The organism is Labilibaculum antarcticum, assembly GCF_002356295.1.
Lineage (GTDB): Bacteria > Bacteroidota > Bacteroidia > Bacteroidales > Marinifilaceae > Labilibaculum > Labilibaculum antarcticum.
On the sequence record NZ_AP018042.1, the window covers coordinates 3,665,100 to 3,691,988 of the forward strand.

The 26,889-nt window shown below is 36.5% G+C and carries 23 protein-coding genes; 15 read left to right on the top strand and 8 right to left on the bottom strand.

The features are described from left to right. Nucleotides 1–176 precede the first annotated feature (176 nt). The 6 genes from ALGA_RS23635 to ALGA_RS14530 form a co-directional block, all read right to left on the bottom strand. Nucleotides 177–359, bottom strand: a complete 183-nt coding sequence (locus tag ALGA_RS23635; RefSeq protein ID WP_394339900.1) for a hypothetical protein — start codon at nucleotides 357–359, stop codon at nucleotides 177–179. Nucleotides 360–1,317: 958 nt separating this feature from the next. Continuing rightward, a complete protein-coding gene (locus ALGA_RS14510) occupies nucleotides 1,318–1,617 on the bottom strand; it encodes a cupin domain-containing protein (RefSeq protein ID WP_197705571.1) in 300 nt (99 codons plus the stop codon). 20 nt (nucleotides 1,618–1,637) lie between these two features. Then, on the bottom strand, nucleotides 1,638–1,970 hold the full coding sequence (locus ALGA_RS14515) for a cupin domain-containing protein (protein ID WP_096430186.1): 333 nt from the start codon (nucleotides 1,968–1,970) through the stop codon (nucleotides 1,638–1,640). Nucleotides 1,971–1,999: 29 nt separating this feature from the next. Then, nucleotides 2,000–2,644, bottom strand: coding sequence for a DUF6448 family protein (locus ALGA_RS14520; protein WP_197705572.1), 645 nt, complete (start codon nucleotides 2,642–2,644; stop codon nucleotides 2,000–2,002). A gap of 185 nt (nucleotides 2,645–2,829) precedes the next feature. After that, nucleotides 2,830–3,345 (bottom strand): helix-turn-helix domain-containing protein, encoded by a 516-nt coding sequence (locus tag ALGA_RS23390; RefSeq protein ID WP_231705973.1) that lies wholly within the window; start codon nucleotides 3,343–3,345, stop codon nucleotides 2,830–2,832. Nucleotides 3,346–4,351: 1,006 nt separating this feature from the next. Next, nucleotides 4,352–4,660: a hypothetical protein gene (locus ALGA_RS14530; protein WP_096430190.1), complete on the bottom strand. Its 309-nt coding sequence runs from the start codon at nucleotides 4,658–4,660 to the stop codon at nucleotides 4,352–4,354. Between the two features lie 683 nt (nucleotides 4,661–5,343). Here ALGA_RS14530 and ALGA_RS14535 point away from each other — a divergent pair. After that, nucleotides 5,344–6,141: a 4Fe-4S binding protein gene (locus ALGA_RS14535; protein ID WP_096430192.1), complete on the top strand. Its 798-nt coding sequence runs from the start codon at nucleotides 5,344–5,346 to the stop codon at nucleotides 6,139–6,141. A gap of 247 nt (nucleotides 6,142–6,388) precedes the next feature. Here ALGA_RS14535 and ALGA_RS14540 read toward each other — a convergent pair whose 3' ends face one another. Next, nucleotides 6,389–7,099 carry a hypothetical protein gene (locus ALGA_RS14540; RefSeq protein WP_096430194.1) on the bottom strand — a complete coding sequence of 237 codons (711 nt, stop codon included), beginning with the start codon at nucleotides 7,097–7,099 and terminating at the stop codon, nucleotides 6,389–6,391. Between the two features lie 389 nt (nucleotides 7,100–7,488). Between ALGA_RS14540 and ALGA_RS23210 the strand changes: the two genes are divergently transcribed. From ALGA_RS23210 to ALGA_RS14605, 14 genes are all read left to right on the top strand, one after another. Further along, complete coding sequence (locus ALGA_RS23210; RefSeq protein ID WP_197705573.1) at nucleotides 7,489–7,845, top strand: sodium:calcium antiporter; 357 nt, start codon at nucleotides 7,489–7,491, stop codon at nucleotides 7,843–7,845. Nucleotides 7,846–7,987: 142 nt separating this feature from the next. Then, nucleotides 7,988–8,446 (top strand): sodium:calcium antiporter, encoded by a 459-nt coding sequence (locus ALGA_RS23215; RefSeq protein WP_197705574.1) that lies wholly within the window; start codon nucleotides 7,988–7,990, stop codon nucleotides 8,444–8,446. Nucleotides 8,447–8,908: 462 nt separating this feature from the next. After that, nucleotides 8,909–9,493: a DUF1287 domain-containing protein gene (locus tag ALGA_RS14550; protein WP_096430196.1), complete on the top strand. Its 585-nt coding sequence runs from the start codon at nucleotides 8,909–8,911 to the stop codon at nucleotides 9,491–9,493. Between the two features lie 253 nt (nucleotides 9,494–9,746). Continuing rightward, the gene (locus ALGA_RS14555; protein WP_096430198.1) at nucleotides 9,747–10,133 is read left to right on the top strand and encodes a DoxX family protein; all 387 of its coding nucleotides are present in this window, start codon (nucleotides 9,747–9,749) and stop codon (nucleotides 10,131–10,133) included. A gap of 18 nt (nucleotides 10,134–10,151) precedes the next feature. Continuing rightward, on the top strand, nucleotides 10,152–10,730 hold the full coding sequence (locus ALGA_RS14560; protein ID WP_096430200.1) for a TetR/AcrR family transcriptional regulator: 579 nt from the start codon (nucleotides 10,152–10,154) through the stop codon (nucleotides 10,728–10,730). Nucleotides 10,731–10,737: 7 nt separating this feature from the next. Beyond that, entirely contained in the window at nucleotides 10,738–11,400 is a 663-nt protein-coding gene (locus tag ALGA_RS14565) for an NAD(P)H-binding protein (RefSeq protein WP_096430202.1), read from the top strand. Between the two features lie 75 nt (nucleotides 11,401–11,475). Then, entirely contained in the window at nucleotides 11,476–12,468 is a 993-nt protein-coding gene (locus ALGA_RS14570; RefSeq protein ID WP_096430204.1) for an NADP-dependent oxidoreductase, read from the top strand. Nucleotides 12,469–12,516: 48 nt separating this feature from the next. Beyond that, nucleotides 12,517–13,221 (top strand): type 1 glutamine amidotransferase domain-containing protein, encoded by a 705-nt coding sequence (locus tag ALGA_RS14575; RefSeq protein WP_096430206.1) that lies wholly within the window; start codon nucleotides 12,517–12,519, stop codon nucleotides 13,219–13,221. A gap of 130 nt (nucleotides 13,222–13,351) precedes the next feature. Continuing rightward, the gene (locus ALGA_RS14580) at nucleotides 13,352–13,582 is read left to right on the top strand and encodes a hypothetical protein (protein WP_096430208.1); all 231 of its coding nucleotides are present in this window, start codon (nucleotides 13,352–13,354) and stop codon (nucleotides 13,580–13,582) included. Nucleotides 13,583–13,723: 141 nt separating this feature from the next. Beyond that, nucleotides 13,724–15,085, top strand: a complete 1,362-nt coding sequence (locus ALGA_RS14585) for a DEAD/DEAH box helicase (RefSeq protein WP_096430210.1) — start codon at nucleotides 13,724–13,726, stop codon at nucleotides 15,083–15,085. A gap of 176 nt (nucleotides 15,086–15,261) precedes the next feature. After that, a complete protein-coding gene (locus ALGA_RS14590) occupies nucleotides 15,262–20,826 on the top strand; it encodes an alpha-2-macroglobulin family protein (RefSeq protein ID WP_096430212.1) in 5,565 nt (1,854 codons plus the stop codon). A gap of 141 nt (nucleotides 20,827–20,967) precedes the next feature. Further along, complete coding sequence (pbpC, locus tag ALGA_RS14595; protein ID WP_197705575.1) at nucleotides 20,968–23,310, top strand: penicillin-binding protein 1C; 2,343 nt, start codon at nucleotides 20,968–20,970, stop codon at nucleotides 23,308–23,310. A gap of 109 nt (nucleotides 23,311–23,419) precedes the next feature. Then, nucleotides 23,420–24,478, top strand: coding sequence for a CNNM domain-containing protein (locus ALGA_RS14600; RefSeq protein WP_096430217.1), 1,059 nt, complete (start codon nucleotides 23,420–23,422; stop codon nucleotides 24,476–24,478). Nucleotides 24,479–24,591: 113 nt separating this feature from the next. Beyond that, the gene (locus ALGA_RS14605; RefSeq protein ID WP_096430220.1) at nucleotides 24,592–25,923 is read left to right on the top strand and encodes a hybrid sensor histidine kinase/response regulator; all 1,332 of its coding nucleotides are present in this window, start codon (nucleotides 24,592–24,594) and stop codon (nucleotides 25,921–25,923) included. A gap of 19 nt (nucleotides 25,924–25,942) precedes the next feature. Here ALGA_RS14605 and ALGA_RS14610 read toward each other — a convergent pair whose 3' ends face one another. Continuing rightward, entirely contained in the window at nucleotides 25,943–26,659 is a 717-nt protein-coding gene (locus ALGA_RS14610; RefSeq protein ID WP_096430223.1) for a hypothetical protein, read from the bottom strand. Nucleotides 26,660–26,889 lie beyond the last annotated feature (230 nt).

Consider the following 26,889-nt stretch of genomic DNA (forward strand, 5'->3'; position numbering starts at 1 on the left):
GTTGTTAATATACGACTTATTTCGATATATTGTGTTCTGTTTTTTAGAGCCTGCCATAATTTCTGATTTATCCAATTTGAGACTCTATTAAATTCACTAAGAAATTTTTTGTCCTACATTTTAGTACTAAAAACAGCGATTTTAATACCTGTCTTATTATTTATTACTTTTTAAAATCAATCTAGCGCAGCATCCTTTGTAACATAGGACCATGCCCAGTTGGTAAATATGATTGGCTTATTTCTTAGACTTAATATGAGTATCAGGTGCAGGAGCATCCATGCCAACCAAGCCATAAATCCTTTAAACTGGGCAAATTGAAAATCTACGACTGCCTTATTTCTTGCAAGGGTCGCCATCGAGCCTAAATCTTTATAGATATAATCTATGGTATTCTTCCCGAGCTCTATCTTCTTAAGATTTGTAGCTTGATTAATTTGCTACACAGGCAACCTGTGGATACCCCTTTGAATGATTAGGCGTTTTCATATAAGCCAGATCACCAATTGCAAATACATTATTAGTTTCCTCAACCTTATTAATCCTGTTGCCTTTATGCGGCTCCCGAAGGTGATATTTTGTTCAGGAATTCCAAGAACTTTATTTGCAATAATTCGGGCTGCCCAAATTACTGTTTTGGTTTTTATTATTTCTCCATCGTAGTCCTTCACGAAGGTTTCAGTTCGCAGATCAATTCGCATTTCTCTTAGGTAATTACCCGGTGCGGTATTAGCATAATCACTTATCTAATTTAAGGTATGCTTACTGCCTTAGTTGTTTTTAAGGTAAGCGCGTGTTGATTTATGTTGTCATTTCCAAAAAAAAATGCTTTTACATCCCATTGCCAAAACCAGATAATCGTAATCAAAAGGACCAATGTCTAAATGGACTTTGCTGTCAGCAACATCTACTTTTTGTAGTTTGCTCAACCTAATTTGTATGTTTTTTATTCCGGAACACATGACGTAAAGGAAAGGATGCGCTGGAAGGCTCCAATTGGGAAGTAGCGACCTGATAAAGTAGAGGTTGAAGTTGATGATGGTTTATCTTATCGACCAGCAATATATCAAATAGTCGATCATCCAATCTTCGGGCTAATTGAATCTCCGCAAATCACCTCCAACAATAATTATTTTCTTCTTTATCACTTTCTCTTATCGTTTTAGTAAACTCTATTTTAATCGTAACCAGTAGTGTATTTATTTGGTGGTAATTTAGGGTTGAAGCTCTCCGCTGAAAAATGAACAGCAGAAAGCTTCGATGAACATTAAATAAAAACGAACCTAAAACTTACTCTTAATCATCGTAAGTACCATCTTAGATTGCTCTACAGCCTTCAGCATGTGGAACATTTCCCGGCATCACAATAGTCTCTCCCGCATCCAGAATATTTGAATTTCCATCGATGATGATTTCAGCTTTTCCATCCACTATGTATACTACTGCATCATAGGGAGTGGTATATTCTGCTAGAGCCTCCCCTTTATCAAAGGCAAATAACGAAATATTCCCTGTCTCCTTTTTTATAATATTCTTACTGACGATTGCTTTAGAGGCATAATCGATATCCTGATTAAAAGAGAATTTCTTTCCTTTTTCAAATTCATTAATCCCCATTTTCTTTTGTTTTAATAGTTTCAGCCCTGAGTATTAGTAGGGTTTGGTGTTTTTACTACCAACACCCTAAAATTATTTTCACTTTCATTATAGAGGTAATGCGGAATATCTTTAGGGCTATCCACAATATCGTCTACCGAAACGGTCTTTTTTTCTTCTCCCACCTCAACAATGCCTGTACCTTCAACAACGTAAAAGAATACATTAACTGGCGTTTTATGTGGTTTTAACTTTTCTCCGGGTTTTAAAAGCAAATGAATCACTTGTACATCATCATTTTCATGAATCTTTCGTACATCAACTCCATGCGGATTTTTCTTTGTCTGAACATCCTTATAATTCGTAATTTTCATGATCTTCTTTTTTGAATTCTTATCATTTTTTAATGCTGATGTGCTCCGTGACCGTTTTTAATAATTCCAGATATCCCTTCCAGTGTATGGGTATAATCAACGTAAGCCACAACGTAAGCTCTTCCTTTTTCTAGAGATTCATTTTTAACCAGATTTAGTTTTTGCACCTTCTCGTATTTTTCACGCACGACTTTCTCAATGTGAGCTGTAAATTTTGTTGCCAGTTCATCCACACTTTGGCTTTCAATTGACTTATCAGCCATTTTTACAATAGGGGAGGCACTGCCCGCAGGCTTTATTCCTGTATAACCCATTCCTTCAGTTGCTCGATGCAATCTAACAAGGGTTTCGAAAAAATGTTGCTCTACAATTGTATAAGTCTCTTTGTCCCCATTTTTTAGTTTATAGGTTTTCTGGAACAAAGAAGTAACCTCAGATTCGTCTGCTTCACTTACCCATTTTAGGATAAGATTTACATTATTCGTTTCAAGTGCCTGACTGGCGACTTTAATAACAGGGCCATCATAGGAGTCACAATGTGCAAATGTATTTTGTGCTGAGAAGAAAAGGACTGAAAAAAGAAGGAGGGTAATAACTTTTACGTTTAAAATACGAGTTCCCTTTTTCTGACTTTTTGAGAAATTTGATTTTTGTGTTGTAATTTGTAAGTTCATTTGTCTGATTTTTAGTAAAACATTTATAATTACTTTTTTGGAATCACTCATTGGTGACTGATTTCTTGAGCAAATATATTGTGCCAATACAGACAAATCGTTTTACCTTATAAAGTGAGACCTGTTTGAAGACCTTAAACAGGGATACTTTATAAAGTGAGACTTGAGAAATAGGTGGAACGAACTTATTCAGGCTTGAGACCTGACTTGAACTGAGAGGGAGTTTGGTTGGTAACCTTTTTAAAAATACGGTTGAAAGCCGATTTCGAATTAAAGCCCGAATCTAAAGCTATACCTAATAAAGAGAAGCTTTCGTATTTTGGATTCTGAATTCTAGCTTTAACCTCTTCAACCCTGAAATGGTTGATGTATTCAAAGAAATTCTGACTAAACTTTTCATTTATAATCTGCGATAAATGATGTGAGGTGATATGTATTTGCGAAGCTAGCTGTGGGAGTGTTAATCCTGGGTCCATATAGGGTTTTTCAGTAATCATAAATTCGCTGAGTTGCCCGGCATATTTATCTGCTTCGTCTTCTTTTAATGTGGAGCCTGAATATTTGGTTTTTTCCTCAGTAATTAATCTTTGTTCTAATTTATCATCATACCCAAAAATCACTTTCTGTTTCAGCCCAAAATAACCTATAAGAATTACAAATAACGATAAAGCCAGAAATAAACTATCAGTACAGAAAACCATTGAAAAGTAGTTGAATACATGGTGGATTATAGTAATAAAAATCAGAATTGTCCATCCAATTCCAAAAACAGTTACTAGTTTTCGTAGCCATTCAAGATTGATCTCTTCAGTAGAGGAAAAGTTGTTGAATATGTTAATATCATGCTTCCTAAATTGTTTCAGGGTAAGCGCGAAGTAAAAGGGGCCCGATAATGCTGTAAGGATAAGGAAAAATACAAATAGCAAAGGGGGATGAATATATGAATGGACACGTTCTATCCTTAATTCATGGGCAGTGTCAGGAAAAAATGAAACAACAAACAGGTAAAGATTAAATGCCAAAAACGGAATAAGGTGGAGTAGGTTTTTTCTGTTAAATATTTTCTTATGTGAAACTAAACGAGAAGCATAAATAAACAAGAAAGGGCCGTGAAGAAGGAATAAGGAGATAAGGCTTATCGAAAGCAAATGAAAGTGAGTAAATAAACTGTGAGAATAAAAGGAATATACACCAATAAAGAGACCCAAATAGCTAAGCCAAGTTATCAGGATATTATCATGTATTCCTCGGGATCTCTTTTGAAAAAGCAGTAGCGCAAAGAAAAAGGCATTAAAAGCAGCGATGTAAAAAATGAATTTCATTGATATTGCTTAAGTCCTGATAAATTAAATCACAATTTTATTTATTATCTAATTTTGAGTTTTGCGCAGGAATTAAAATACAGTATATCCTAATACTCCTCTACTTTAAACACAGAAAACACGGGTCTTGCAGTACAGCTAAAATTTCTTTCCATAAGAAATAATTAAACCGTCCAATACAAAATTAAGAATTCGCAAATTTAATAAAATAAACGGAAAGCCTTCAAAAGGAGCTATTGAGAGCCATAGATTAATGGGGCGGATACGCGAAATACATACGAAAAGTAAAGGCACTTACGGTAGTCCCCTGATTACGGGATAATTAAAAGTTAATTATGTTCATGTTTCGCCACCCCATGATGCCAGGATAAATAAGACGGCTAATTTAGGAAATGGAATAATTCAATGGGTAATTGCTGGCAAAAGCCCCTAATACGGATTGAATTGCGGGCATCTGAGAAATTGCATTAACCATGTCCTTGGTTGTACTTGTACTGGCCTCCGCAATATCTCTGGTGTGTTTGTCCTTTAGGTCGCTTATTTTATCGTTTAGCTTTTCAATCGTGAATTCAGGCTTTAGATTCGTGTCCTCCAAAGCTCTGATCTTATCCCCGTACTCGCTTCTTTGGTTTAGGATGGTATTAAAATGTTCCCGTTCAACGGTTTGTAATTCTGCCGAAGTAGTTTGGTTCATTTACTGATTTTCCCTGCTATCTATATCGATGAGTGGATAAGTACCATCCAGTTCATCCAGATGTTTTTCAGTGGTTCTCATTTTATATGCCTTGTTTCTACAGGCAGAGGAACAATAGCGACTGTAAGACCACTTTCCTCTTATTGGTTCATTTGCATACTTCACATTTCATTTTCTGGTTTTTTTAATTTGTTGATTTTTTCAAATTTTTACAATTTGTTATCGGGTTTGCTGTGTTTGAAAATTCCTGCTTGATCAGTCATTAAATCTTGTATCCTTTAGTCGTCTAATACCGCTATCCCTGATTTGCAATCAGGGATTCACGAGTTTAGAATTTTTAATTCGTTTGTCTTAGTAATTTGAATTGTAAATCCTTAACTCCAGACCTGTAAATTACAAATTTACAGGAGCCGCTGTCCTTTCTTTTTGCCCTAAAAAATCTAAATTCTTGTCATACTTCCTACCTTTATAACAATTGTAAGAATAAAGGAAAGAATATGAAACGACCATGTGAAAAGTATTACACACAGGAGAATGAGTGTAATTAGGGAGTTCCATATGGTAAATGAAAATAAATTACACTCATATGAAACGTCCATGCCAAAGTGATTTTGACACACAGAGCGATGATTATTCCAGCATGGTAAGTTCCATATAGCAACTAAAAAGCAAATTATAATTATATGAAACTATCAACAGTCAATTTAATCTACTTTTCCCCAACAGGAACAAGTGAAAAAATAGTAAAAGCGATAGGACAAGAATTAGGTGCTAAGCAAATAAACGAGTTTGATATAACACCTTTGGCTTTTGCTTCATCAGAAAATCTGAAAATTGAGAGCGAGCTTTCAATAATTGCTATTCCTGTATATGGAGGACGTGTGCCGGAACAAGCTTTGGAAAACTTAAAGAAATTCGAAGTTAAAAATGCACCTGTGGTTTTAGTGGCTGTTTATGGAAACAGAGATTTCGATGATGCCTTACTTGAATTAAAAGATTTCGTATTAGAAATAGGATTTACACCTTTTGCAGCCGCTGCATTTATCGGAGAGCATTCATTTTCGATAGATAGTAAACCAATTGCTAAAAATCGTCCGGATAATCCTGATTTGCTAAAGGCAAAGCAATTTGGAGAAGAGCTGTTGCTTAAAATACAAGATGGAGAAGTAAATGGTTTTAAAGTTTGTGATGTTCCCGGAAATATTCCTTACAAGGCGAAAGGGAAAATGCCTGATATAGCTCCAACGACTAAGGAAGAACTTTGTGATTTGTGTGGTATTTGCGCCGACGTATGTCCGGTAGATGTTATTGTAGTTGCCGATAAGGTTGTTACTAATGCGGAAGCTTGTATTCGTTGTTGTGCTTGTATAAAGGCTTGTCCTAAGGGTGCTCGTGTTTTTGATATTCCGTTGATTGATGGCATAAGAGATAAGCTCTTTGCAAATTGTTCGGAACGTAAAGAGCCCGAGTTTTTTATTTAAAAGAGTTCAGGAAAAAAATAGAGGGATGGCAGATTTGCTGTCCTTTTTTTGTTTCTTAATGCTACCCCCTGACTTGTAATAAGCGATTTACAAGTTTGGAATTTTCAATTCTGTTTTTTCTGCGGATTACAAATCCTTAACTTCTTACCTATAAATTTGCAATCAAAGGTTTTGTGAATCTTGCTATTTAAGCAAAAAAAAAGATCGTCTGCATGACGATCTTTCTGTTATTAGTAATTTTATGTGATTAAAAATCCTTAAGTATTTGGATTCTTTTTAATTCTTTTATACGCTCACTATAATCAATTCTTGCAATTTTATTAAGCTCGTTAAAAATTTCATTATTTTCATCCAGATCCCAATCAATGTAGTTTTCATCATTATCAAACAAAACTCTAATTTTTTTTATAGAGTTTGAATTGCTCTTGATTATAGTTTCTAATTCGGAATTTACAATTGGGATATTTATTAATACTCTAACATCCTTCTGAGCAATTTTATGATTGTGCATGTACTTGCTCTCGATCCAAGCATTATCTGAATAATAGTATAGTTTATGTCTTCTGATATTAACGACCTTGTTATTACCTAATTTTAATAAAATATCAGATGTGTTTTGGAATGGTAGATGGAATCCAATTTTATTTTCTAACTCAGAAGTTGAGATTTCAAACTCAATTTGCAACGAACAAACAGAATTACTATTGATTGTAGACCATGGCTCCGGGTTCAAAAAATATTGATGATTCCATTTCTCCTTGGTGATGAGCATTGTACTATTGAAATGATGAAAATTGATATTGTTACCACCAATCCGTCCAATTGAAATAGTTAGTTTTTTTGTGCTTAAAACATTATTATTCAGCGTTATTTTTTCGGAATATGAGTTTTCCGAAAATGAGAACAATAGTAAGAATAGAGTTAAAAATCTTAAGAATGAAGTCGAGTAGCTGGGCATGAGTTTTGTTCGTTACATATACGGCATGCAAAAGTATAATTTTTAATGTTAAAATAGCAGTTCTTTTATAAGAAATGTATTTAAAATAATTCGATGTTTACTCCTGTTGTGACAGCGATAGTTGATGAGTCTTTTGATTACAAGTACAGTTTTGCCTGCAATTATGCTGCTGAAAAGGGGCTTCTTGATGTGATATAGGTTCAACCCCGGATTACAAATCCTTAACTCCCTACCTGCAAATTAAAAATTCATAGGAGCTGCTATTCTTGATTTCGTGTGATGTTAAAATTTCAATCTAGATGTTTAAGCTATCCTTAAAAACGATAACTTCGATTTTGAATAAGGATAATTCAAAATCAAAGAGTAGGTATTAATTTAATTTTAAAAATATGATGCTGCCAATTCTGTTAATAGTAGTGGGCTTTGTTTTGCTGATTAAAGGTGCAGACTGGATGGTTAGCGGATCATCAGCTTTGGCTAAAAAGAATAATATTTCGAACATTGCTATTGGCCTTACAATTGTGGCTTTTGGTACCTCTGCACCCGAATTGGTGGTGAATTCATTTGCCTCCTTTCATGGGCATTCCGACATTGTGTTTGGCAATGTAATTGGAAGTAATAATTTTAACTTGTTCATTATTCTTGGAATTGTTAGGACTTATTTCTCCAATCGTTGTGCAGTCGAATACTGTTTGGAAAGAGATTCCGCTCTCCCTTTTTGCCGTTCTAATTTTATATCTGCTTAGCAATAGCTTCTTTTTTCAGGATAGTTCGGTCCTCGGCCGACTCGATGGACTTGTATTAATTGTGATGTTTGGGCTTTTCTTGTTTTACGTTTACAGACAATTAAAAACAGAAACTCTTGTGCCTGAAATCGCAACAATACCAATGTCAACTCTTAAAATTTGGAGTTTTATTATTCTGGGTTTATCAGGTTTGATATTGGGAGGTAAGCTGGTTGTCGATAATGCTGTTGAGGTAGCCTCAAGTATGGGTGTAAGTGAAAAAATTATTGGCTTAACGATTGTTGCGGCCGGAACATCATTACCCGAACTGGTAACCTCGGTGGTGGCAGTTGTACGAAAGAATAATGACATTGCAATCGGGAATATTATTGGTTCAAATATCTTCAACATTTTCTTGATTCTATCTGTAAGCTCGTTTATTAGACCCATTGAGTTCGCATCTATATTTAATATCGATATTTATATTTTGGCAGGAGGTACTATATTCTTATTTATTGCCATGTTTACAGGAGTAAAGAAGAAACTGGATAGATGGGAAGCGGCACTTCTCCTAATCAGTTATTTGGCTTACACGACTTATTTAATTGCTAAAGAGGTGTAGGCTTTGTAGGTGATTCTACCTCCGTTTTTTATTGCTTAATTGTAATGTGAAATTAATTAAGATTGGTAGGTTGTAGATTAATATTGTCCTGTTTATTTTTTGTATTGGGCTATCCGCCCAAACCCGACTTCATTTTTTGTCTTGATACAAAAAACGGAAGCAAAAAAATCAAGGCTACATTTTAAAAAACTTCCTTATTTACCTCAAGCTTAAGTGCGGCCGGGTGATCTTCGAACAACCCCGATAGCTATCGGGGCTCAGCTTCCCGGTCTTACTAAATCCTAGAGGCAAAACAAAAACTCTTTAAAATAGATGCCAATCAACCTGTAATTTAAATAATACCCTTTTAAAAAAGACATACACTATCAATAACGTCTAAATGAATAAAATAAAAGCTATTCTTTAAAACATTTAGGACGCGATTGGTTGTAGATCAAAAATAGAAACCTTATATACACCCCAATGAGAATCCTTTTATACATACTGATCTTCTGTCTTCTCTCAATTACTTGTAAGGCCCAAAACTTATCTGAGCACCTTTCTGTAGAGGCAATAAAACTAACCGCACAAGAGGTGATTTACGATCCATCTTACTTTTCTATAGCTTATCCCAATGGAGATGTGCCTGCTGACAGAGGTGTGTGTACTGATGTGGTAATTAGAGCCTATCGCAAATTGGGAATCGATTTACAGAAGGAGGTTCATGAGGATATGCAAGCTAATTTTGCTTCGTATCCGGTTATTTGGGGCTTGAAACATACCGATAAAAATATTGATCACCGACGAGTACTCAATTTAATGAAGTTTTTTGAACGTCACGGACAGCTAAAACCGATGAGCCAAAACCCTGCAGATTATATGCCTGGTGATGTTGTGTGCTGGAATTTAGGCGGTGCAATTACACATATTGGTATCGTAATTAGTAAAAAATCAAGAGATGGAAAACGTTTCTTGATTGTCCACAATATTGGTGCGGGGCAGGTGATTGAAGATTGCTTGTTCGATTTTACCATCATTGGGCATTATACGTATTCCGGATCGAAATAAATGCCTGTTGTTTTTCTTGTTTAGTTACAGAAATGGAGCCTAAAAGCTTTTTTATTCTCCTGAGATACTTAGATATCCTGGCGGCAATGCACCTAAGAGCTTCTTTTGTAATGTTTTAAAGTAAAATTGAATCGATACTATTGGTGATTTACATTTTAAATGTTAAAAAAAGTGAACGTTCATTCACTTTGTGATTTATTTGTCTTATATTTGTTTTATTAAAGTCGAGAAAGTTAAAAACAGATTTAATAAGATGAAGAATATTTCAAGTAAAATATGGACAGGCGTTAGAATTCTATTTGCCATTTTCATGATAATGGGAGGAGTTCAACACTTCTTAAAACCAGATTTTTATCTGCCGTTTGTACCGGCCTTTTTACCTTTTCCAATAGCAATTATTTATTTATCAGGACTTGTGGAGATTGGTTTAGGATTGATTCTTGTTTATAAAAAGTATGCAAGAATAGCGGCATTGGGTATTTTCATTTTAATGATATTGTTTTTGCCTATTCATGTTTGGGATGTGTTTTCTGATGCACCGGCAATTGGGAGTCACAAGGCAGCATTAATCCGATTGCCATTTCAGTTTCTTTTTATGGCAATAGCCTGGAAGATTAAACAAGTTTCAGAAAAATTTTAGTAGTAATAGAACAGCACTATGGCGATAAGAAAAAAAAGTAAGGAGAAGCGGAATGCATTGTTAGAGGCTACTTTAAGTTTGGTGAACAACAATGGTTTTCACGATGCTCCGATGTCTAAAATAGCAAAGATGGCGAATGTGTCACCGGCAACTATTTATATTTATTTTGAGAACAAACAGGATCTGATTAACCAGTTATATCTGGAATTGAAAATATCATATACAGAACAGGCTTTTAAGGATTATTCCGAAAATATGCCGGTAAAAAAAGCCTTTGAGTTGATCTGGTACAACATTGCTGATTATAAATTAAAACAAGTTGATGAGGCTTGGTTTTTATCACAATGCGATAATACTACCATGATTGATGAGGCTGGCAGACAGGAAGGTTTGAAACATTTACAGCCCTTGTTGGATTTATGGGAAAGGGGTCAGAAGGAAGGCATCATTAAAGATGTTTCACCCTACATACTCTATGCTTATGCCATCAATCCATTGGCTTTTTTAATGAATATGCAAAAGCACGGCCTTTACCAAATAAATCAAGACAGTTTAGAACAAGCTTTTCAGGCAGCATGGGATAGCATTCGAATATAATAGAGTTATGGGAAAGACAGCAATCATATTAGGAGCAAGCGGATTAACAGGGAAACTTCTGTTGAATCGGCTTTTAGAAGATGAAACATATGTAAGAGTGAAAATTTTCACCCGCAGAAGCTTAGGTCTGGTTCATCCTAAGTTAAAAGAGTTCATTGGAGATCTGCTTAGTTTGGAAGAATTTAAGAAGGATTTTACCGGAGATGAAGTATTTTGTTGTATTGGAACTACGGCTAAGAAAACGAAGGATAAGGTCCTTTACAGGAAGATTGATTTTGGTATTCCTGCTACAGCGGCAAGTTTGGCTAAGGCAAATGGGATTAAAAGTTTCCTTGTAATTTCTGCTTTAGGAGCAAATTCAGAGAGCAATGTCTTCTACAATAAAACAAAAGGAGAAATGGAGCAGGCAGTTCTTAGTCAGGGGATTGCAAATACTTATATCTTAAGACCTTCTCTAATTAATGGAAAAAGAGATGAAGATCGATTGGGTGAAAAAATTGGAGCCATTCTCATGAAAGTGTTAAGTCCCTTTTTATTGGGGAAATGGAAAATGTATCGGGCGATTAAGGCAGAGACAATTGCAAATGCATTACACGCTTTGGCTCAGGCAAAACCAGATTATAAAATAATTGAATCAGACAAAATACAAGAGGTTGGGGCCTATCTTTAAGAGATAGATCCGTTTTTTTATCCTCGAAAGAGAATGAACATTCATTAATAAAACAATAATAAATTTTGATTAGATATGAAAACAATACAATTAAATAGCAGACCAGTAGGTGTACCAAAATTATCCGATTTTAAATTTGTGACTGAACAGCAAGTGCAGATTACGGACGGAGAAATGCTTTTAAAAGCAACACATATTTCTGTCGATCCTTACTTAAGAGGTCGAATGATGGAAGGCAAATCGTATATCGAGCCTTTTGAGTTGAATAAAGCAATTACTTCGGGCATGATTGCCGAAGTAACTGAATCAAAATTGGCTGGTTTTAGCAAAGGTGATTTTGTATCAGGCATGCTGGAATGGAAAGAGGTTCAGGTATCAAAAGGCGAAGGCTTAGTAAAGATAGATGCGAAGAAAGCACCATTATCTTCTTACTTGGGAGTTTTGGGTATGACAGGTTTAACGGCTTATTTCGGATTGCTGGAAATCGGTAAGCCTAAAGCAGGAGAGACCGTTGTAGTTTCCGGAGCAGCAGGAGCTGTAGGAAGCATTGTGGGACAAATTGCAAAGATCATGGGCTGTCGTGTGGTTGGTATCGCCGGGAGTGATGAGAAAGTTGAGCAGCTGGTTTCGGAATTTGGTTTTGATGCTGCAATTAATTACAATACTGCCGGGAGTATGGCAGAGGCAATAGCAGAGGCTTGTCCTGATGGCGTAGATGTTTATTTCGACAATGTAGGCGGCGAAATATCTGATGGTGTGATGATGAATTTGAATCGTTTTGCACGAATCAGTGTTTGTGGTGCAATATCCATGTACAATGCCACCAGTGTGCCCATGGGACCAAGAGTGCAGCCATTTCTAATTAAGAACTCGGTGCTGATGCAAGGATTTATTATTTTCAATTATGTTGAAAGATGGGGCGAAGCGACTCCTCAATTGGCCAAATGGTTACAGGAAGGTAAATTAAAATCTACTGAAACAATTGTTGAAGGATTTGAGAATACTCCGCAGGCTTTTATCGATCTTTTCGAAGGAAAGAACAAGGGTAAAATGATAGTGGAAGTTTAATAGTAAGAAAGAATATTTACAAATAATAAACATTTAAAATTTAAAGATATGTCTATAACAGCAGGTACTTTGAAAATATTATTCGTGTTAACATCTCATTCTCAAATGGGAGATACAGGACACAAAACAGGATTTTGGGTAGAAGAATTCGCAAATCCATATTACACATTAGTTGATCAGGGAGTTGATGTTACTATCGCAACACCAAAAGGAGGAGTCGCACCGGTTGATCCTACTTCTGACTTGCCTCAAAATGCTACTGAGGATACAGAGCGTTTTAATAAGGATAAGGCAGTTCAGAAAAAGATTAATGAAACCATTGCTTTGGCAGATATCAATTTTGAAGATTACGATGCGGTATTCTATCCTGGCGGACATGGTCCTCTTTGGGATTTGGCGGAAGATGCAACTTCAGCGAAATTAATTGAGGATTTTAATGCGGCTAAGAAACCAATTGCTTTTGTTTGTCATGCACCTGCAGCCTTGCAGCACGTGAAAAATGCAAAAGGAGAATTCTTGGTGAAAGGCAAAAAAGTGACTGGATTTACCAATGAAGAAGAGGAGGCTGTTCAGTTGACCAATGTGGTACCTTTCTTAGTGGAGGATATGCTAAAAGAGAAGGGTGGAATTTACAGTAAAGGTGACAATTGGGCTGCTTATGCGGTTGAAGATGGTAATTTAATTACAGGTCAGAATCCTGCATCATCAGCACTTGTAGCTGAAATGTTATTGAAAATGCTTCAAAAGAAGTAATTTAAACTTAGTATTGAATAAGTAAAGAGCCATTGAGTGAATTCATTTCATTTGGTGGCTCTTTCTCTTTGAAATGAATTCTTCTCACTACCTTTGCAACGAAAATAGTAATATCAAACAATTTATAGCCATGGACCAAGATGATTTCGATGCCATCAAGAAAATCAAAAAAGAAAATAAGCAAGCCTACAATCCGTGGTCAAGAAAAGATGATGATGAGTTGATTAACCTGTTTTTTGATGGAGTGGCAGTTGGTGAAATGGCAATTAAACTAAAACGCACTAAAGGAGCGATTCGAGCAAGAATCCGAAAAATGGAGCTGATACATATTAAGAAAAAAGACTCTCCATCCGCTAAATAAGCAGGTTTCCGATACAGAATATTTGTTTTAGATGTATCTGATAGTTTGCAGGGGCTCAGTCTTGATAATCAGGTATTTTACTCTTTTTGCTGTTAATCCAAACTATTAGACTATCTTTGCGGATCAAAATTAAGAACATTTATGACATTTGATAAATTAGAGATTATAGAGCCCATTCTAAAAGCGATTGGGGCTAAAGGTTATACACATCCCACTCCAATTCAGGAGAAATCAATACCAATTTTACTTCGAAAAAGAGATTTATTAGGTTGTGCACAAACAGGAACTGGTAAGACAGCAGCGTTTGCAATTCCAATTTTGCAGCACATTTTTAATGATGCAACACCGGAAAAAGGTCGTCGCAGAATTAAAGCTCTTGTAGTAACTCCAACACGTGAGTTGGCTATTCAGATTAAGGATAATTTTTCAGAGTATGGAAAGTATACAGGAATTAAAAATACAGTAATTTTTGGAGGGGTAAAACAGGGCGCTCAAACCAAGGCTTTAAATGCTGGCGTTGATGTGTTGGTTGCGACTCCAGGTAGATTGCTGGACTTAATAGGGCAAGGCTATGTCTCATTAAGAGACGTTAAATATTTCGTTTTAGATGAAGCAGATCAGATGCTCGATATGGGATTTATCCACGACATTAGAAAAGTCATCGATATGTTGCCTAAACGAAGACAATCATTGTTCTTTTCTGCAACAATGCCACAAAGTATTGTAACTCTTGCAGGTAAAATTTTAGGTAATCCTGATAAAGTAACAATAAAACCAGAGCAGACTACAGCTGAGAAGGTTGGACAATCTCTTTACTATGTGAGCAAAAAAGCAAAACCAAAATTGCTTGCTTTTCTGTTGAAAACGGAAGATGTAGAATCTACATTGGTGTTTTCGAGAACAAAACACGGAGCTGATAAGGTTGTTAAAGGATTGATTAAAGTAGGTATTCAGGCGGAAGCAATTCATGGGAATAAATCTCAGAATGCAAGACAGCTTGCTTTAAGTAATTTTAAAGCTGGCTCAACGAAAGTGCTTGTTGCTACAGACATAGCGGCACGAGGAATTGATGTTTCAGAATTGTCATTGGTGGTAAATTACGATTTGCCAAATATTCCAGAAACTTACGTTCATCGTATCGGAAGAACTGGTCGTGCAAGTGCCAGTGGTAATGCCATTTCTTTTTGTGATACAGAAGAAAGACCATATTTGAAGGATATCCAGAAGTTAATTAAGCAAGATATTGACGTGGTTAAGGATCATCCATTTCTTCCGGGTGGAGTTGAGGATAATGCAGTTGAGGATGTAAAACCAGATAAAAGAAGGCAACAGCCTAGGTCATCTAAATCTTCAAATTCTTCAAGATCGTCTAATCCTTCAAGATCATCGAATTCTTCAAAGTCTTCAAGAACGCCAAATTCTTCGAATTCTTCGAAACCGTCATATTCGGGAAACAAAGAATGGAGACGTGGTAATACTGCTTCCAAGAAACGAACTGAGTAAGAAAGAGGAATAGAAGTAAATTCTAAAATATATATAAAGTCGAAAAGGATATTCTTTTTCGGCTTTTTTTATTCAGGGAATATTAAAATAATCAGTAATTATGATTGTTTATATACTTTGATAAATCAATTCTTATCTTTACCATTATGCGACTTTACTAATCCACACGATATAAAATGAGAAAAAGTTTCTACCTCCTGCTATCGCTGGCCATATTGATTCCTGCGATGTTTTCTTGTAAAGATAAAAAGAGTGTAAAACAGAAAGTTGATCCTGGTTTTGGGCAATATATTTCAGCTTTTACTTCCGGTGTTGTATCTGCAGAATCCGTAATTCAAATTCGTCTGGTAAATGATTACGATAAAAAAATTGAATCGGGTCAGGAGTTGGAAGAGGGAATTGTAAGCATTACACCTTCGATAAAAGGGAAAGTATATTGGAAAGATCCTCGGTGCTTCGAATTTCGCCCTGAAAGCCGAATGAAATCAGGTACACAATACCTGGTAAATGTAAAATTATCAGAATTGATGGAGGTGCCTTCTGAATTTGCGAATCTGAGATTTAATTTCCAAACCATAAAACAAAGCTTTGCTCTTACCGGAGAAGGATTGCAATCTTACGATAAAACAAATATGCTTTATCAGAAATACAAAGGATATATTACTACTGCCGATGTAATTTTTGATGATGAGATAGAATCCGTTTTGACAGCAAGCTTGAATTCGCAGAAAAAAAATATTGAATGGATGCATTCCGCTGATGGGAAACAACACCATTTTGTTGTTGATAGCTTGAAACGAGAAGAGGAGAAAGGTGAATTAAATTTAGAGTGGAATGGATCTTCAATTGGTGTGGATGAGAAAGGAGATAAAGAGGTGGAAATTCCGGCATTGAATGTTTTTAAGGTGATGAGCGCTAAGGTAATTCAGCAACCAGAACAATATTTGTCGATTCGTTTCTCCGATCCTTTGCAAAAGGATCAAGAATTGAATGGATTAATTCGTATTGAAGGGGTTTCTTCTTTGAAATTTATAGTGGAAGGGAATGAAGTCAGAGTTTATCCCAGTTATCGTTTATCTGGAACTAAAACGGTTCGTTTCGAAGAAGGAATTAAAAACGCAATGGAATACGCTTTGACGGAAAGCAAAAAAATGGAACTCACTTTTGAGGACATCAAACCAGCTGTTCGTTTAATAGGAAAGGGTGTTATTTCTCCTTCATCGCAAGGATTGATTTTACCCTTTGAAGCGGTTAGTTTAAAAGCTGTTGATTTACGGGTTGTCGAAATATTCGAGAACAATGTACATCAGTTTTTGCAGGATAATAGAATGGGCGAATCGGATAATATCAAAAGAGTAGCTCGGTTAATTTTGCAAAAAAAGATTGATTTAGGAACCAATCGTGCCGTTGATTTGAGGAAATGGAATGCCTATACTTTGGATATTTCAAATTATATTGATGTGAAGCCTGGATCGATTTACAGACTAGAATTGCGCTTTAGAAAAGAATATGCAATGTATGCATGTGGTTCAGAAGAGCAAGCTGAAGATCAATTAATTAATATGGATGATTTGGTTGCTGAACAGCAGTGGGAAAATGAAATGAATGAATGGGATAATCCAGGATGGTATCAGTCATACTATTATCCTTCCGGATATACTTGGAGAGAAGAAGATAATCCATGTCATGTATCATATTATTATAGTGGGCGTTTTGTGAGTCGAAATATATTTGCTTCCGACTTGGGAATTATTGCCAAAGGAGGAAATGATAATTCAATCACATTTGCTGTTTCCAATTTGATTACTGCAGAGCCTGAAGCTTCTGTTGAGCTGGAAGTGTATAACTACCAAAATCAATTAATGGCAAGAAGTAAAACGGATAAAGATGGCTTGACTAAGGTTCAATTGAATCGGAAACCATTTCTATTGGTTGCTAAAAAAGGAAATCAGCGTGCTTATCTGCGTTTGGATGATGGTTCGTCGCTTTCGCTAAGTAATTTTGATGTTGGCGGACAAGTCGTTCAAAAAGGAATAAAGGGGTATTTGTATGGTGAACGTGGTGTGTGGCGTCCAGGGGATAATCTATACCTGACTTTTGTATTGGAAGATTCGGAGAATCTATTGCCCGATAACCATCCCGTTGTTTTTGAATTGATTAATCCTCAAGGAAAAACGGTAACTCAAAAAGTGAGTACAGGAGGAGTAAAAGGCTTTTATTCTTTTGTTACACCAACCAACTCCGAAGCACCAACCGGTAATTGGTTAGCAAGAATAAAAGTGGGTGGTGCAACTTTTACTAAAACGATTAAAATTGAAACCGTTAAACCAAACAGACTGAAAATTAAACTCGATTTTGAATCAGAAGTTTTAAAGTCTTCTTTAGCGAATCAAAAAGCAAATTTGGAAGTGAAATGGCTTCACGGAGCTATTGCCCGCGATTTAAAATCAAACATTAGCTTGCGATTGACTCCTACTAAAACCTCATTTGATAAATATACGCGATATACTTTTGATGATCCTTCGAAAGAGTTTTATGCCGATGAACAAATTATTTTTGATGGAAAGGTAGATCAGGATGGAAAGGCAGTGGTTGATTTGAATTTGAAAGGAAATAAATCGGCTCCTGGAATGTTGAATGCCAATTTTATAACCCGCGTATTTGAAAAGGGTGGTGATTTTAGTATCGATATGCAAAGAGTAAAGTTTGCTCCTTATCAATCTTTTGTAGGTATTAAAATGCCGGAATCGGAGAGGGGTTGGTATTTAACGGATACAGATCATGAAGTGGAAATTGCTACGGTAAATTCCGATGGAGTACCTGTTGACCGAAAAGAACTGGAAGTAAAGGTGTATAAGATTGATTGGCGATGGTGGTGGGATGCCGGTGAGGAAAATTTGGCTTCCTATATTAGTCGTTCTTCAACAAGAATCGTATCTCATAAAAAGCTGAGCACAAAGCAAGGTAAAGCAACCTTTAAGCTCAATATAGAATACAACGACTGGAATGATTACGGACGTTATTTAATTCGGGTTACCGACCCTGTAAGTGGTCACTCAACTGGCGAAACAGCGTATTTTTCGAAATGGTATGGTCGCACACCTGAGGGGATGCCCGGCAATGCAAGCATGCTTTCTTTTACTTCTGATAAAGATAAATATCAGGTAGGCGAAAAGGCAACAGTAACAATCCCTTCTTCAAAATCAGGAAAGGCTTTGGTAAGTATCGAAACTGGAGCAAAGGTTTTGCAGGCTTTCTGGGTAGATACAAAATTGAAGGAATCAGAATTTTCCTTTGATATTACTCCGGAAATGGCTCCCAACGCATACGTGAGTGTGACTTTGATTCAGCCTCATGCACAAACAGAGAATGATTTGCCAATTCGGATGTATGGTGTTATTCCAATTTTGGTTGAAGATCCAAACACTCGCTTGAGTCCGGTAATTAAAATGCCTGATGTATTGGAACCTGAGAAAGAATTTGAGGTGACAGTATCGGAAAAAGATGGGAAAGCAATGACCTATACTTTGGCTGTGGTTGATGATGGCTTGCTTGATTTGACTCGTTTTAAAACACCAAATCCTTGGAATACTTTTTATGCAAGAGAAGCTCTTGGCGTGAAAACATGGGATATGTACGATTTTGTAATGGGTGCATTTGGCGCCAGATTGGAAAAAGCATTTGCAATTGGTGGTGATGAGGATGCGGGAAATAAGAAACAAGCCAAAGCCAATCGTTTTAAGCCTGTAGTGATGTTCTACGGTCCATATACATTGCATGCCGGTGATAGTAAATTGCACAAAATAACAATGCCTAATTACGTTGGATCTGTTCGTACTATGGTGGTTGCAGGAGATAATGGAGCTTATGGTTCTGCTGAAAAAACGAGTCCGGTTCGCAAGCCTTTAATGATATTGGCAACCTTACCAAGAGTGCTTGGTCCAGCTGAATCGGTAAAATTACCGGTCACTGTTTTTGCTATGGATCCTAAAATTAAGAATGTTAAGGTAAGAATTGAACCTAATGAATTTTTGATCAGCGAAAGTGGTCTTGAAAAGAGCCTTGTTTTTAAGGAAACAGGAGAGCAGGTAATTGATTTTGATCTGAAAGTAGCTTCCAAATTGGGAATTGCCAAAGTAAAAGTTTTTGCTGAAAGTGGAAATGTAAAAACGACTTACGAGATAGAATTGGATGTGCGGAATCCAAATCCTCGCGTTGTAAATGTAAACGACACCCTTTTAGAAGCAGGTGAAAGCTGGGCGGATTTATTGAATCTTCCTGGAATGAAAGGAACTAATAAAGGTATTTTGGAATTATCAAGCATTCCACCAATCGATTTTGGTCGTCGCTTAGAGTATCTTATCGGATATCCTCACGGATGTATTGAGCAGACAACTTCATCGGTTTTTCCTCAGTTGTTTTTGGGTAAAGTGGTGACTTTGGATGCGGATAAAAAGGTTCGGATCACTAAAAATGTTGAGGCTGGCTTAAATAGATTATTGAGTTTTCAAATGGCTAACGGCGGATTTAGCTACTGGCCGGGAGGAGATTATGGTAGCGATTGGGGAACTAGTTATGCTGGCCATTTTATGTTGAAGGCTGAGGAATTGGGATATACTTTACCTATTGGTTTGAAATCGGCATGGTTGCGATATCAAAAATCTGAAGCTAAAAGCTGGGAGAGCTCTTCTTATCGTAATGGTGTTTACTATTCTCGTCATGATTTGTTGCAGGCATATCGATTATTCACTCTTGCCGAAGCAGAGGTTCCTGATTTGGCCTCGATGAATAGAATGAGAGAACAAAACAAACTGTCTCCAGAAGCTAAATGGAGATTGGCTGCAGCTTATCGTTTAATTGGTCAAACTGAAGTTGCCGAGAAGCTGATTGAAAATTTGGGATTAGAAGTGGAAGCTTATCGTGAACATTCAGGCTCTTTTGGTTCTGATACCCGCGATAGGGCTATGATTCTGGAAACATTAAGTTTGCTTAATAAAAGAACAGAGGCTTTCCCATTGGTACAAAAATTATCAGCTGAATTATCAAGTAATTCATGGATGAGTACACAAACAACAGCCTTTTGTTTAATCGGAATGGCTGAGTTTGCGGGTCGCGGTGATTCGAAAGAATTAAATATTTCCTATTCCTTAAACGGTGGAGAAACAGAGGAATTGTCGAGCAATAACCCGATTATTCAAATTCCTTTGGATTTAAGTTCTGGCAAGCCTAAAGTAAAGGTAAATAACCTTTCTGATGGTGTTCTTTATGCGCGGGTAAGCATAAGTGGAATTCCGGAGACGGGAGATCAGACCTCAGCCGAAAAGAATCTGAAAATGAAGATTACTTACAAAGACATGCAGGGAAATTCAATTGATGTGAAGAGCTTGCAACAGGGAACTGATTTTAAAGTGGATGTTAGAATTGAAAATCCAGGTGTGATGGAGAATTATGAGCAAATGGCTTTAACCCAGATATTCCCATCGGGTTGGGAAATTGTAAATACTCGTTTCGGTGATGTTGATGATGTCGTAAAATCTGATGTGCCGACTTATCAGGATATCCGTGATGATCGTGTGTATACCTATTTCGATTTGGATCGAAACAAGAGCAAGACTTTCTCGATTACTATGAATGCTGCCTATGTTGGGAAATATTACCTGCCAACGGTAAACTGTGAAGCCATGTACGATGATCGTATCCATGCCCGCAAACCGGGGCGATGGGTTGAAGTTGTGAAATAGGATGAAATTAATAACCTGTCAGAGTCTGAAAGACCTGACAGCGTTATTGTGTGAAATACAGTAAATCCGAAAGGATATTTTCTTTTGTAAATGATCATACCGAAAATAAAATATTGCCAATCTAAAAAATGCCGCATAATCATGTTGGCATTTTTGTTGTGGGGAATCAGTTTCTGGTTTTCTCTGCCGTCTGAACTGTTTCAAGACCCAACATCTACAATTCTTTTTAGCCGGGAAGGAAAGTTGCTTGGTGCGCGAATTGCCACTGATGGTCAATGGCGATTTCCGGAATCGGAACTGGTACCCGAAAAATTTGAGAAGTCTCTTTTGGCTTTTGAGGATCAGTATTTTTATTATCACCCCGGAGTGAATCCGGTTTCGTTGGGAAGAGCTTTTCTTCTAAATATAAAGGCTGGTCATGTGGTGAGTGGAGGCAGTACGCTAAGCATGCAGTTGATTCGCATTTCCAGAAAAGGAAAGAGTAGAAACTATTATCAGAAATTGATTGAGCTAATAAAATCGATTCGCTTAGAGTTGGGATATTCTAAAAAAGAGATTCTTGCTTTGTATGCTTCTCATGCTCCTTTTGGTGGGAATGTTGTTGGATTGGAAGCAGCTTCCTGGCGTTTTTTCGGAAGGAATGCAGGTGATTTATCATGGGCCGAAGCAGCCACTTTAGCTGTATTGCCGAATGCTCCCGCATTAATTTATCCGGGAAGAAACAGTAAAAAGCTTCGTGATAAACGCAATCGCCTTTTAGATCGATTAGTGGAACGAGAGATTATCGATTCTACGACTTGTGAATTGGCAAAATTGGAAGTCCTTCCATCTAAAATTCATGCTTTGCCGATGTTGGCTCCTCATTTATTGGATCAGGCAAATATTGAGTTTACTGGAGAACGAATTACGAGCTCGCTAAATGATCGACTTCAATTGCAGGTTAATGGGCTTGTTCGAAAATACCAGCGAAATTTTGAGGCCAATGAGATTCATAATATGGCCGTTTTGGTTTTAGATGTGGAAACGGGTCAGAGCCTTGCATATGTTGGGAATACAGCTAAATTTGATGAGGAAAATAATGGGAATCAGGTTGATGTTATTCGTGCAGCGCGAAGCACAGGCAGCGTTTTAAAACCATTTTTGTTTGCCAGCATGTTGAAAAGTGGTGAAATTCTTCCCAACACACTTGTTCCTGATATTCCAACGCAGATAGCAGGCTATTCACCAAAGAATTTTAATCTTCGTTACGATGGTGCAGTTCCTGCCCATAAGGCTCTGTCGCGCTCTTTAAATGTGCCAGCGGTTCGCATGTTGCGCGATTACGGAGTTGAGCCTTTTCACCATATGCTTAAAAAATTGGGACTCACTACACTCAATCGACCATCAGGACATTATGGTTTGTCATTAATATTAGGTGGCGCTGAAGGTACATTGTGGGATTTATGTGGGATGTATTCAGGTTTAGCGAGAACTTTGAAGCATTACAATCAATATAATAAAACCTATTTTCCGAATGATATTCGGGAACCTGCTTATCGACTTCAGGATTCTGTGGAAAAAGGGAAGGCAGAATCTCAATCAAGATTAAGTGCAGCTTCCATTTATCAAACATTCGAAGCTTTATTGGAAGTGAACAGACCAAATGGCGAAAGTGGGTGGAAATCTTTTTCTTCATCACGAAAAGTGGCTTGGAAAACAGGGACCAGCTTTGGTTTTCGCGATGCCTGGGCTATTGGAACTACACCAAAATACGTAGTAGGCGTATGGGTAGGAAATGCGGATGGAGTTGGCCGACCAGGGTTAACAGGCGTAAGTGCTGCAGCACCGGTTATGTTTGATGTCTTCAATTTGTTGCCATCGGGTTCTTGGTTTGATATTCCTTTCGAGGAAATGGAAGAGATTCCTGTTTGCAGGCAAAGTGGTTATAGAGCTGGACGATGGTGTGAGATTGTTGATACGATGTTGGTTTGTAAAACTGGTTTAGCGACCAAGTCCTGTCCTTATCATAGGCTCGTGCATTTAGATGCCAGTAAGCGGTATCAGGTGAATTCTGAATGCGAGAAAGTGAGTAACATGCAACATGTAAATTGGTTTGTGTTACCACCCGCAATGGAATGGTATTATAAAAAAAGGAATGCCTTGTATCGTCCCTTACCACCCTTTCGGGATGATTGTTCCGGGGTTCAAAATCACAAAGTAATGGAGCTAATTTATCCGAAAGGCAACGATCAGATTTTTGTTCCCGTAGATTTGGATGGAATTCGCGGGAAAGTTGTTTTCGAAATGGCTCATCATGATCCCGAAGCAGAAGTTTTCTGGCATCTCGATGGCGATTTTATAGGGACAACGGTTCTTCTGCATCAGAAGGAATTAAGTCCCGATGAAGGAGAACACCTGCTTAGCTTGGTTGACAATCATGGCAATACATTGTATAAAAAGTTTACTATTGTAGGGAAAAAGGAGAATGAAATTGATTACTACTAAAAGGAATGAAATCGTCATCAATTCAGGATGTTGAATAGTATATTGCTCTTTTTTAAGCGTTAAATTTTAAGTAAATTGCAAACCGAAATTTACTTAACACAAATTATTAATGCTTCTTCTGATATTTTATTTATTTCTTGCACTTGTTGTATCCTTTCTTTGTTCGGTAATGGAATCCGTTTTGTTATCAACGCCTCTTTCATTTTTAAATGTTCTAAAAAAAAATGGAGATAAAAGAGCGATCTCATTTTTAAAACTCAAACACAATATCGATCGACCTTTGTCGGCAATCTTATCTTTAAACACAGTTGCTCATACAATTGGAGCGGCTGGTGTTGGCGCACAGGCTACAAAATTATTTGGCGAGCTTTATTTTGGATTGGTATCCGCAGTTTTAACCTTGCTAATTCTCATTTTTTCAGAAATAATACCGAAAACCATAGGAGCAAGATATTGGCGAAGTCTAGCCATGAATTCAGGACTTATAATGAATGCAATGGTGTTTATAACTTACCCTTTGGTTATTTTAACGGGTTATATTACGAAATTATTTTCTCCAAAAGATAAAACGATGTCGGTTAGCAGAGAAGAGTTATCGGCAATGGCACATATTGGAACAAAGGAAGGTGCCTTGGAGGAAAATGAGAACAAGATAATTCAGAATTTAATTCGCCTTAAAACGGTTAGTGTCAATGAGATTATGACCCCAAGAGTTGTGGTTTGTGTTGCCAATGAGGAAATGAGTCTTAACGAATTTCTTCATCAAAAGGAGTTTCTATACTATTCAAGAATTCCTGTTTTCTCTCAAAGGAACGATAACATTACGGGATATGTGTTCAGACAATCTGTTTTTGAATATCTGGCCGAAGGCAAAAGTAGTTTGAAATTGAAGGATATCAAGAGGACGATAGTTGTAGTCCCAAAGTTTCAAACTCTGCTTAAAGCGTGGGAAAATTTATTGGATAAAAAGGAGCAAATAGCTTTGGTTGTAGATGAATATGGAGGAATGGATGGTATTGTGAGTATGGAAGATATTATAGAAACACTTTTAGGATTTGAAATAGTTGACGAGCGGGATAAAATTGTTGATATGCAACAATTCGCAAGAGAGAGGTGGAATGAGCGAAAAGCGAAGTATAATATTTTCGATGAGTCGGAAGATTCGTAAAATCCTTTCATACGATGTAACAAAAATAAAAATGTATTTGTCTATATTGTTGATGATATTATTTTTACTGTTTGTCCTATAACTTGTATGAAAAACCAATACAAATACTACTGATGTCAAAACTTAAATTTGAATATAAAATTCTCATCGCATATTTGTTAGTGGGTGGGATGTGGATTTCATTTTCAGACCTATTGGTGCAGAATATAGTTTCTGACCCTAATTATCTTACTCAGGTGCAAACCTATAAAGGTTGGTTCTATGTTTTGGTGACTGGGATTTTGTTTTACCTTTTACTAAAGAAGCATTTGATTAAAATTCGAAATGCAGAAAAGAAAGCAAGAGAGAGTGATCACTTGAAAACTGCTTTTTTACAGAATATATCGCATGAAATAAGAACACCTATGAATGGAATTGTAGGTTTTGCAGGTCTTTTAAAAGAAAATGATCTTACCCAAGATGAAAAGGATATGTATCTTGATATCATTACTAAAAGTTCGGATCAATTACTTAACGTAGTTAATGATGTGTTAGATGTTTCGTTAATAGATTCGGGAAATGTGATCATTAATAAGACTCAATTTAATCTTAATGAATTCATGAATCAGATTTATTCTGTTCATGGCACAATTCTAAGTAAAGATATTTCTCTTCAATTAAATAATACCCTTTCTGGTTTAGATTATATTGTTTTCACAGATAAAATTAAGCTGGGACAAATTTTTGATAATTTAATTAGTAACGCAATAAAATATACTCCAAAAGGATTGATTGAGTTTGGCTGTGAGATGAAGGAAGATCAATTGCTCTTTTTTGTAAAGGATTCAGGAATTGGAATTGCTCCGAAATATCATGAGAAAATTTTTGATCGTTTTCACAGAGCTGAAGTGGAGACGACTAAAACCATTGGCGGTGCAGGCTTAGGTTTGGCAATATGCAAAGGTAATGTTGAATTATTAGGGGGTGAAATTTGGGTGGAATCTAATCTTGGGGATGGATCTAAATTCTATTTTACAATGCCCGGCGAATTTGTGATATCGGAAATTAAAGAAGAGCAAAAAGAAAAATTTAAGACTGCTTTAAAGCCTGGTTGTTTGCTTGTTGCAGAAGATGAAGAATTGAATTTTAGTTATATATCAAGAATTCTGAAAGATGCGGGTATTGACTTTTTAAGAGCTGAAAATGGACAGGAAGCCGTGGATATTTGTAGAAATAACGCAAATGTGAAAATGGTTTTGATGGATGTTAAAATGCCAATACTGAATGGTTACGAGGCTGTTAGAATGATTCGGGAATCTCAGAATGACATTCCTATTATTGCTCAGACAGCTTTTGCAATTGGAAATGAAAAAAAGAAGGCTTTGGATGTTGGGTGTAATGATTACATCGCAAAACCTTTTAAGAGGGGTGAACTGCTGGACAAGATTAGACAAAATCTAAGGTGATTACTGACCTCTTTTCTATCTATAAATCCAATTGTATTCCGATTAAAAAGCGAGGCATAAATTTCGGTTGGTCGACAGCTTTGTCAGCATCTTTATATCTAAACTTGGTATCTGTCTCGTTATCAGTTCTTGCATTTACATTATCATTATCTGGATAGTAGGATGTATCATGTCCTTGTAGTTTTGCAGATAGATAATAATCTAATCCTCCAATAATTAGTAATTGAAGTCCGTCAGAAATTTTATAATGGCTTTCAAAACCACCACCAAGTCCAAATTGTGAACTTGTAACATCAAAATCTTCATTACCTCCAATGTATTTAAAATTACTTCGGAATTTTGAATATCGAGGGCCAATGAACCAGTAGGAAGATGAATTCCCCATTAATGTCATCGGTTTTAGAAAATCAATTCGTAAATCTAAACTGCGTCCTTTTTCCTCAGGTACTCCATTGGTTGCATTGTTTATGAATATTCTACGAGCATCGGCCGAATTGCCTGGATTTAACCAGGTATAGCCAACTCCAAGGCGAATATCGAAGGGCAAGTCTGTTGATAGTTCATGAAGAACAAGATTTGCACCTAGGTTAACTCCTCTGTTTAGTCCTGCAGTAAATTGAAAATCAGTTTTTTGTTTGAATTTTGATTGTTCTTGAGCTTTTGTTTGCAATGCATTTGTAAATAGTAATGTGAGTAGCAAAGCCCATGAGTATTTTCTGAAATTTTTTTGTTGCATAGTTAATTATTGGATAAGTTATTTTCGATTATAACGTCCATCCTTTTTTTATATTGCATGAAAAAATCACACAAAAGTGTGTTGTTCTGATAAATAGCTCATGTATAGCGATAAAGAGATCTGATAATCTGCTAAAAAATTTTAAACAGGAAATAATAAAAAGTTCTATTTTGATTGGTGTGATAGATAGTCCGGATTAGTTTATTTTTGATTTAATAGGATTTTACAGT

Excerpts from the sequence above, each read along its gene's own strand:
- ALGA_RS23635 (WP_394339900.1), bottom strand. The coding sequence starts at position 359 with ATGGCGACCCTTGCAAGAAATAAGGCAGTCGTAGATTTTCAATTTGCC.
- ALGA_RS14510 (WP_197705571.1), bottom strand. The coding sequence starts at position 1,617 with ATGGGGATTAATGAATTTGAAAAAGGAAAGAAATTCTCTTTTAATCAG.
- ALGA_RS14515 (WP_096430186.1), bottom strand. The coding sequence starts at position 1,970 with ATGAAAATTACGAATTATAAGGATGTTCAGACAAAGAAAAATCCGCAT.
- ALGA_RS14520 (WP_197705572.1), bottom strand. The coding sequence starts at position 2,644 with ATGAACTTACAAATTACAACACAAAAATCAAATTTCTCAAAAAGTCAG.
- ALGA_RS23390 (WP_231705973.1), bottom strand. The coding sequence starts at position 3,345 with ATGGTTTTCTGTACTGATAGTTTATTTCTGGCTTTATCGTTATTTGTA.
- ALGA_RS14530 (WP_096430190.1), bottom strand. The coding sequence starts at position 4,660 with ATGAACCAAACTACTTCGGCAGAATTACAAACCGTTGAACGGGAACAT.
- ALGA_RS14535 (WP_096430192.1), top strand. The coding sequence starts at position 5,344 with ATGAAACTATCAACAGTCAATTTAATCTACTTTTCCCCAACAGGAACA.
- ALGA_RS14540 (WP_096430194.1), bottom strand. The coding sequence starts at position 7,099 with ATGCCCAGCTACTCGACTTCATTCTTAAGATTTTTAACTCTATTCTTA.
- ALGA_RS23210 (WP_197705573.1), top strand. The coding sequence starts at position 7,489 with ATGATGCTGCCAATTCTGTTAATAGTAGTGGGCTTTGTTTTGCTGATT.
- ALGA_RS23215 (WP_197705574.1), top strand. The coding sequence starts at position 7,988 with ATGTCAACTCTTAAAATTTGGAGTTTTATTATTCTGGGTTTATCAGGT.
- ALGA_RS14550 (WP_096430196.1), top strand. The coding sequence starts at position 8,909 with ATGAGAATCCTTTTATACATACTGATCTTCTGTCTTCTCTCAATTACT.
- ALGA_RS14555 (WP_096430198.1), top strand. The coding sequence starts at position 9,747 with ATGAAGAATATTTCAAGTAAAATATGGACAGGCGTTAGAATTCTATTT.
- ALGA_RS14560 (WP_096430200.1), top strand. The coding sequence starts at position 10,152 with ATGGCGATAAGAAAAAAAAGTAAGGAGAAGCGGAATGCATTGTTAGAG.
- ALGA_RS14565 (WP_096430202.1), top strand. The coding sequence starts at position 10,738 with ATGGGAAAGACAGCAATCATATTAGGAGCAAGCGGATTAACAGGGAAA.
- ALGA_RS14570 (WP_096430204.1), top strand. The coding sequence starts at position 11,476 with ATGAAAACAATACAATTAAATAGCAGACCAGTAGGTGTACCAAAATTA.
- ALGA_RS14575 (WP_096430206.1), top strand. The coding sequence starts at position 12,517 with ATGTCTATAACAGCAGGTACTTTGAAAATATTATTCGTGTTAACATCT.
- ALGA_RS14580 (WP_096430208.1), top strand. The coding sequence starts at position 13,352 with ATGGACCAAGATGATTTCGATGCCATCAAGAAAATCAAAAAAGAAAAT.
- ALGA_RS14585 (WP_096430210.1), top strand. The coding sequence starts at position 13,724 with ATGACATTTGATAAATTAGAGATTATAGAGCCCATTCTAAAAGCGATT.
- ALGA_RS14590 (WP_096430212.1), top strand. The coding sequence starts at position 15,262 with ATGAGAAAAAGTTTCTACCTCCTGCTATCGCTGGCCATATTGATTCCT.
- pbpC (WP_197705575.1), top strand. The coding sequence starts at position 20,968 with ATGTTGGCATTTTTGTTGTGGGGAATCAGTTTCTGGTTTTCTCTGCCG.
- ALGA_RS14600 (WP_096430217.1), top strand. The coding sequence starts at position 23,420 with ATGCTTCTTCTGATATTTTATTTATTTCTTGCACTTGTTGTATCCTTT.
- ALGA_RS14605 (WP_096430220.1), top strand. The coding sequence starts at position 24,592 with ATGTCAAAACTTAAATTTGAATATAAAATTCTCATCGCATATTTGTTA.
- ALGA_RS14610 (WP_096430223.1), bottom strand. The coding sequence starts at position 26,659 with ATGCAACAAAAAAATTTCAGAAAATACTCATGGGCTTTGCTACTCACA.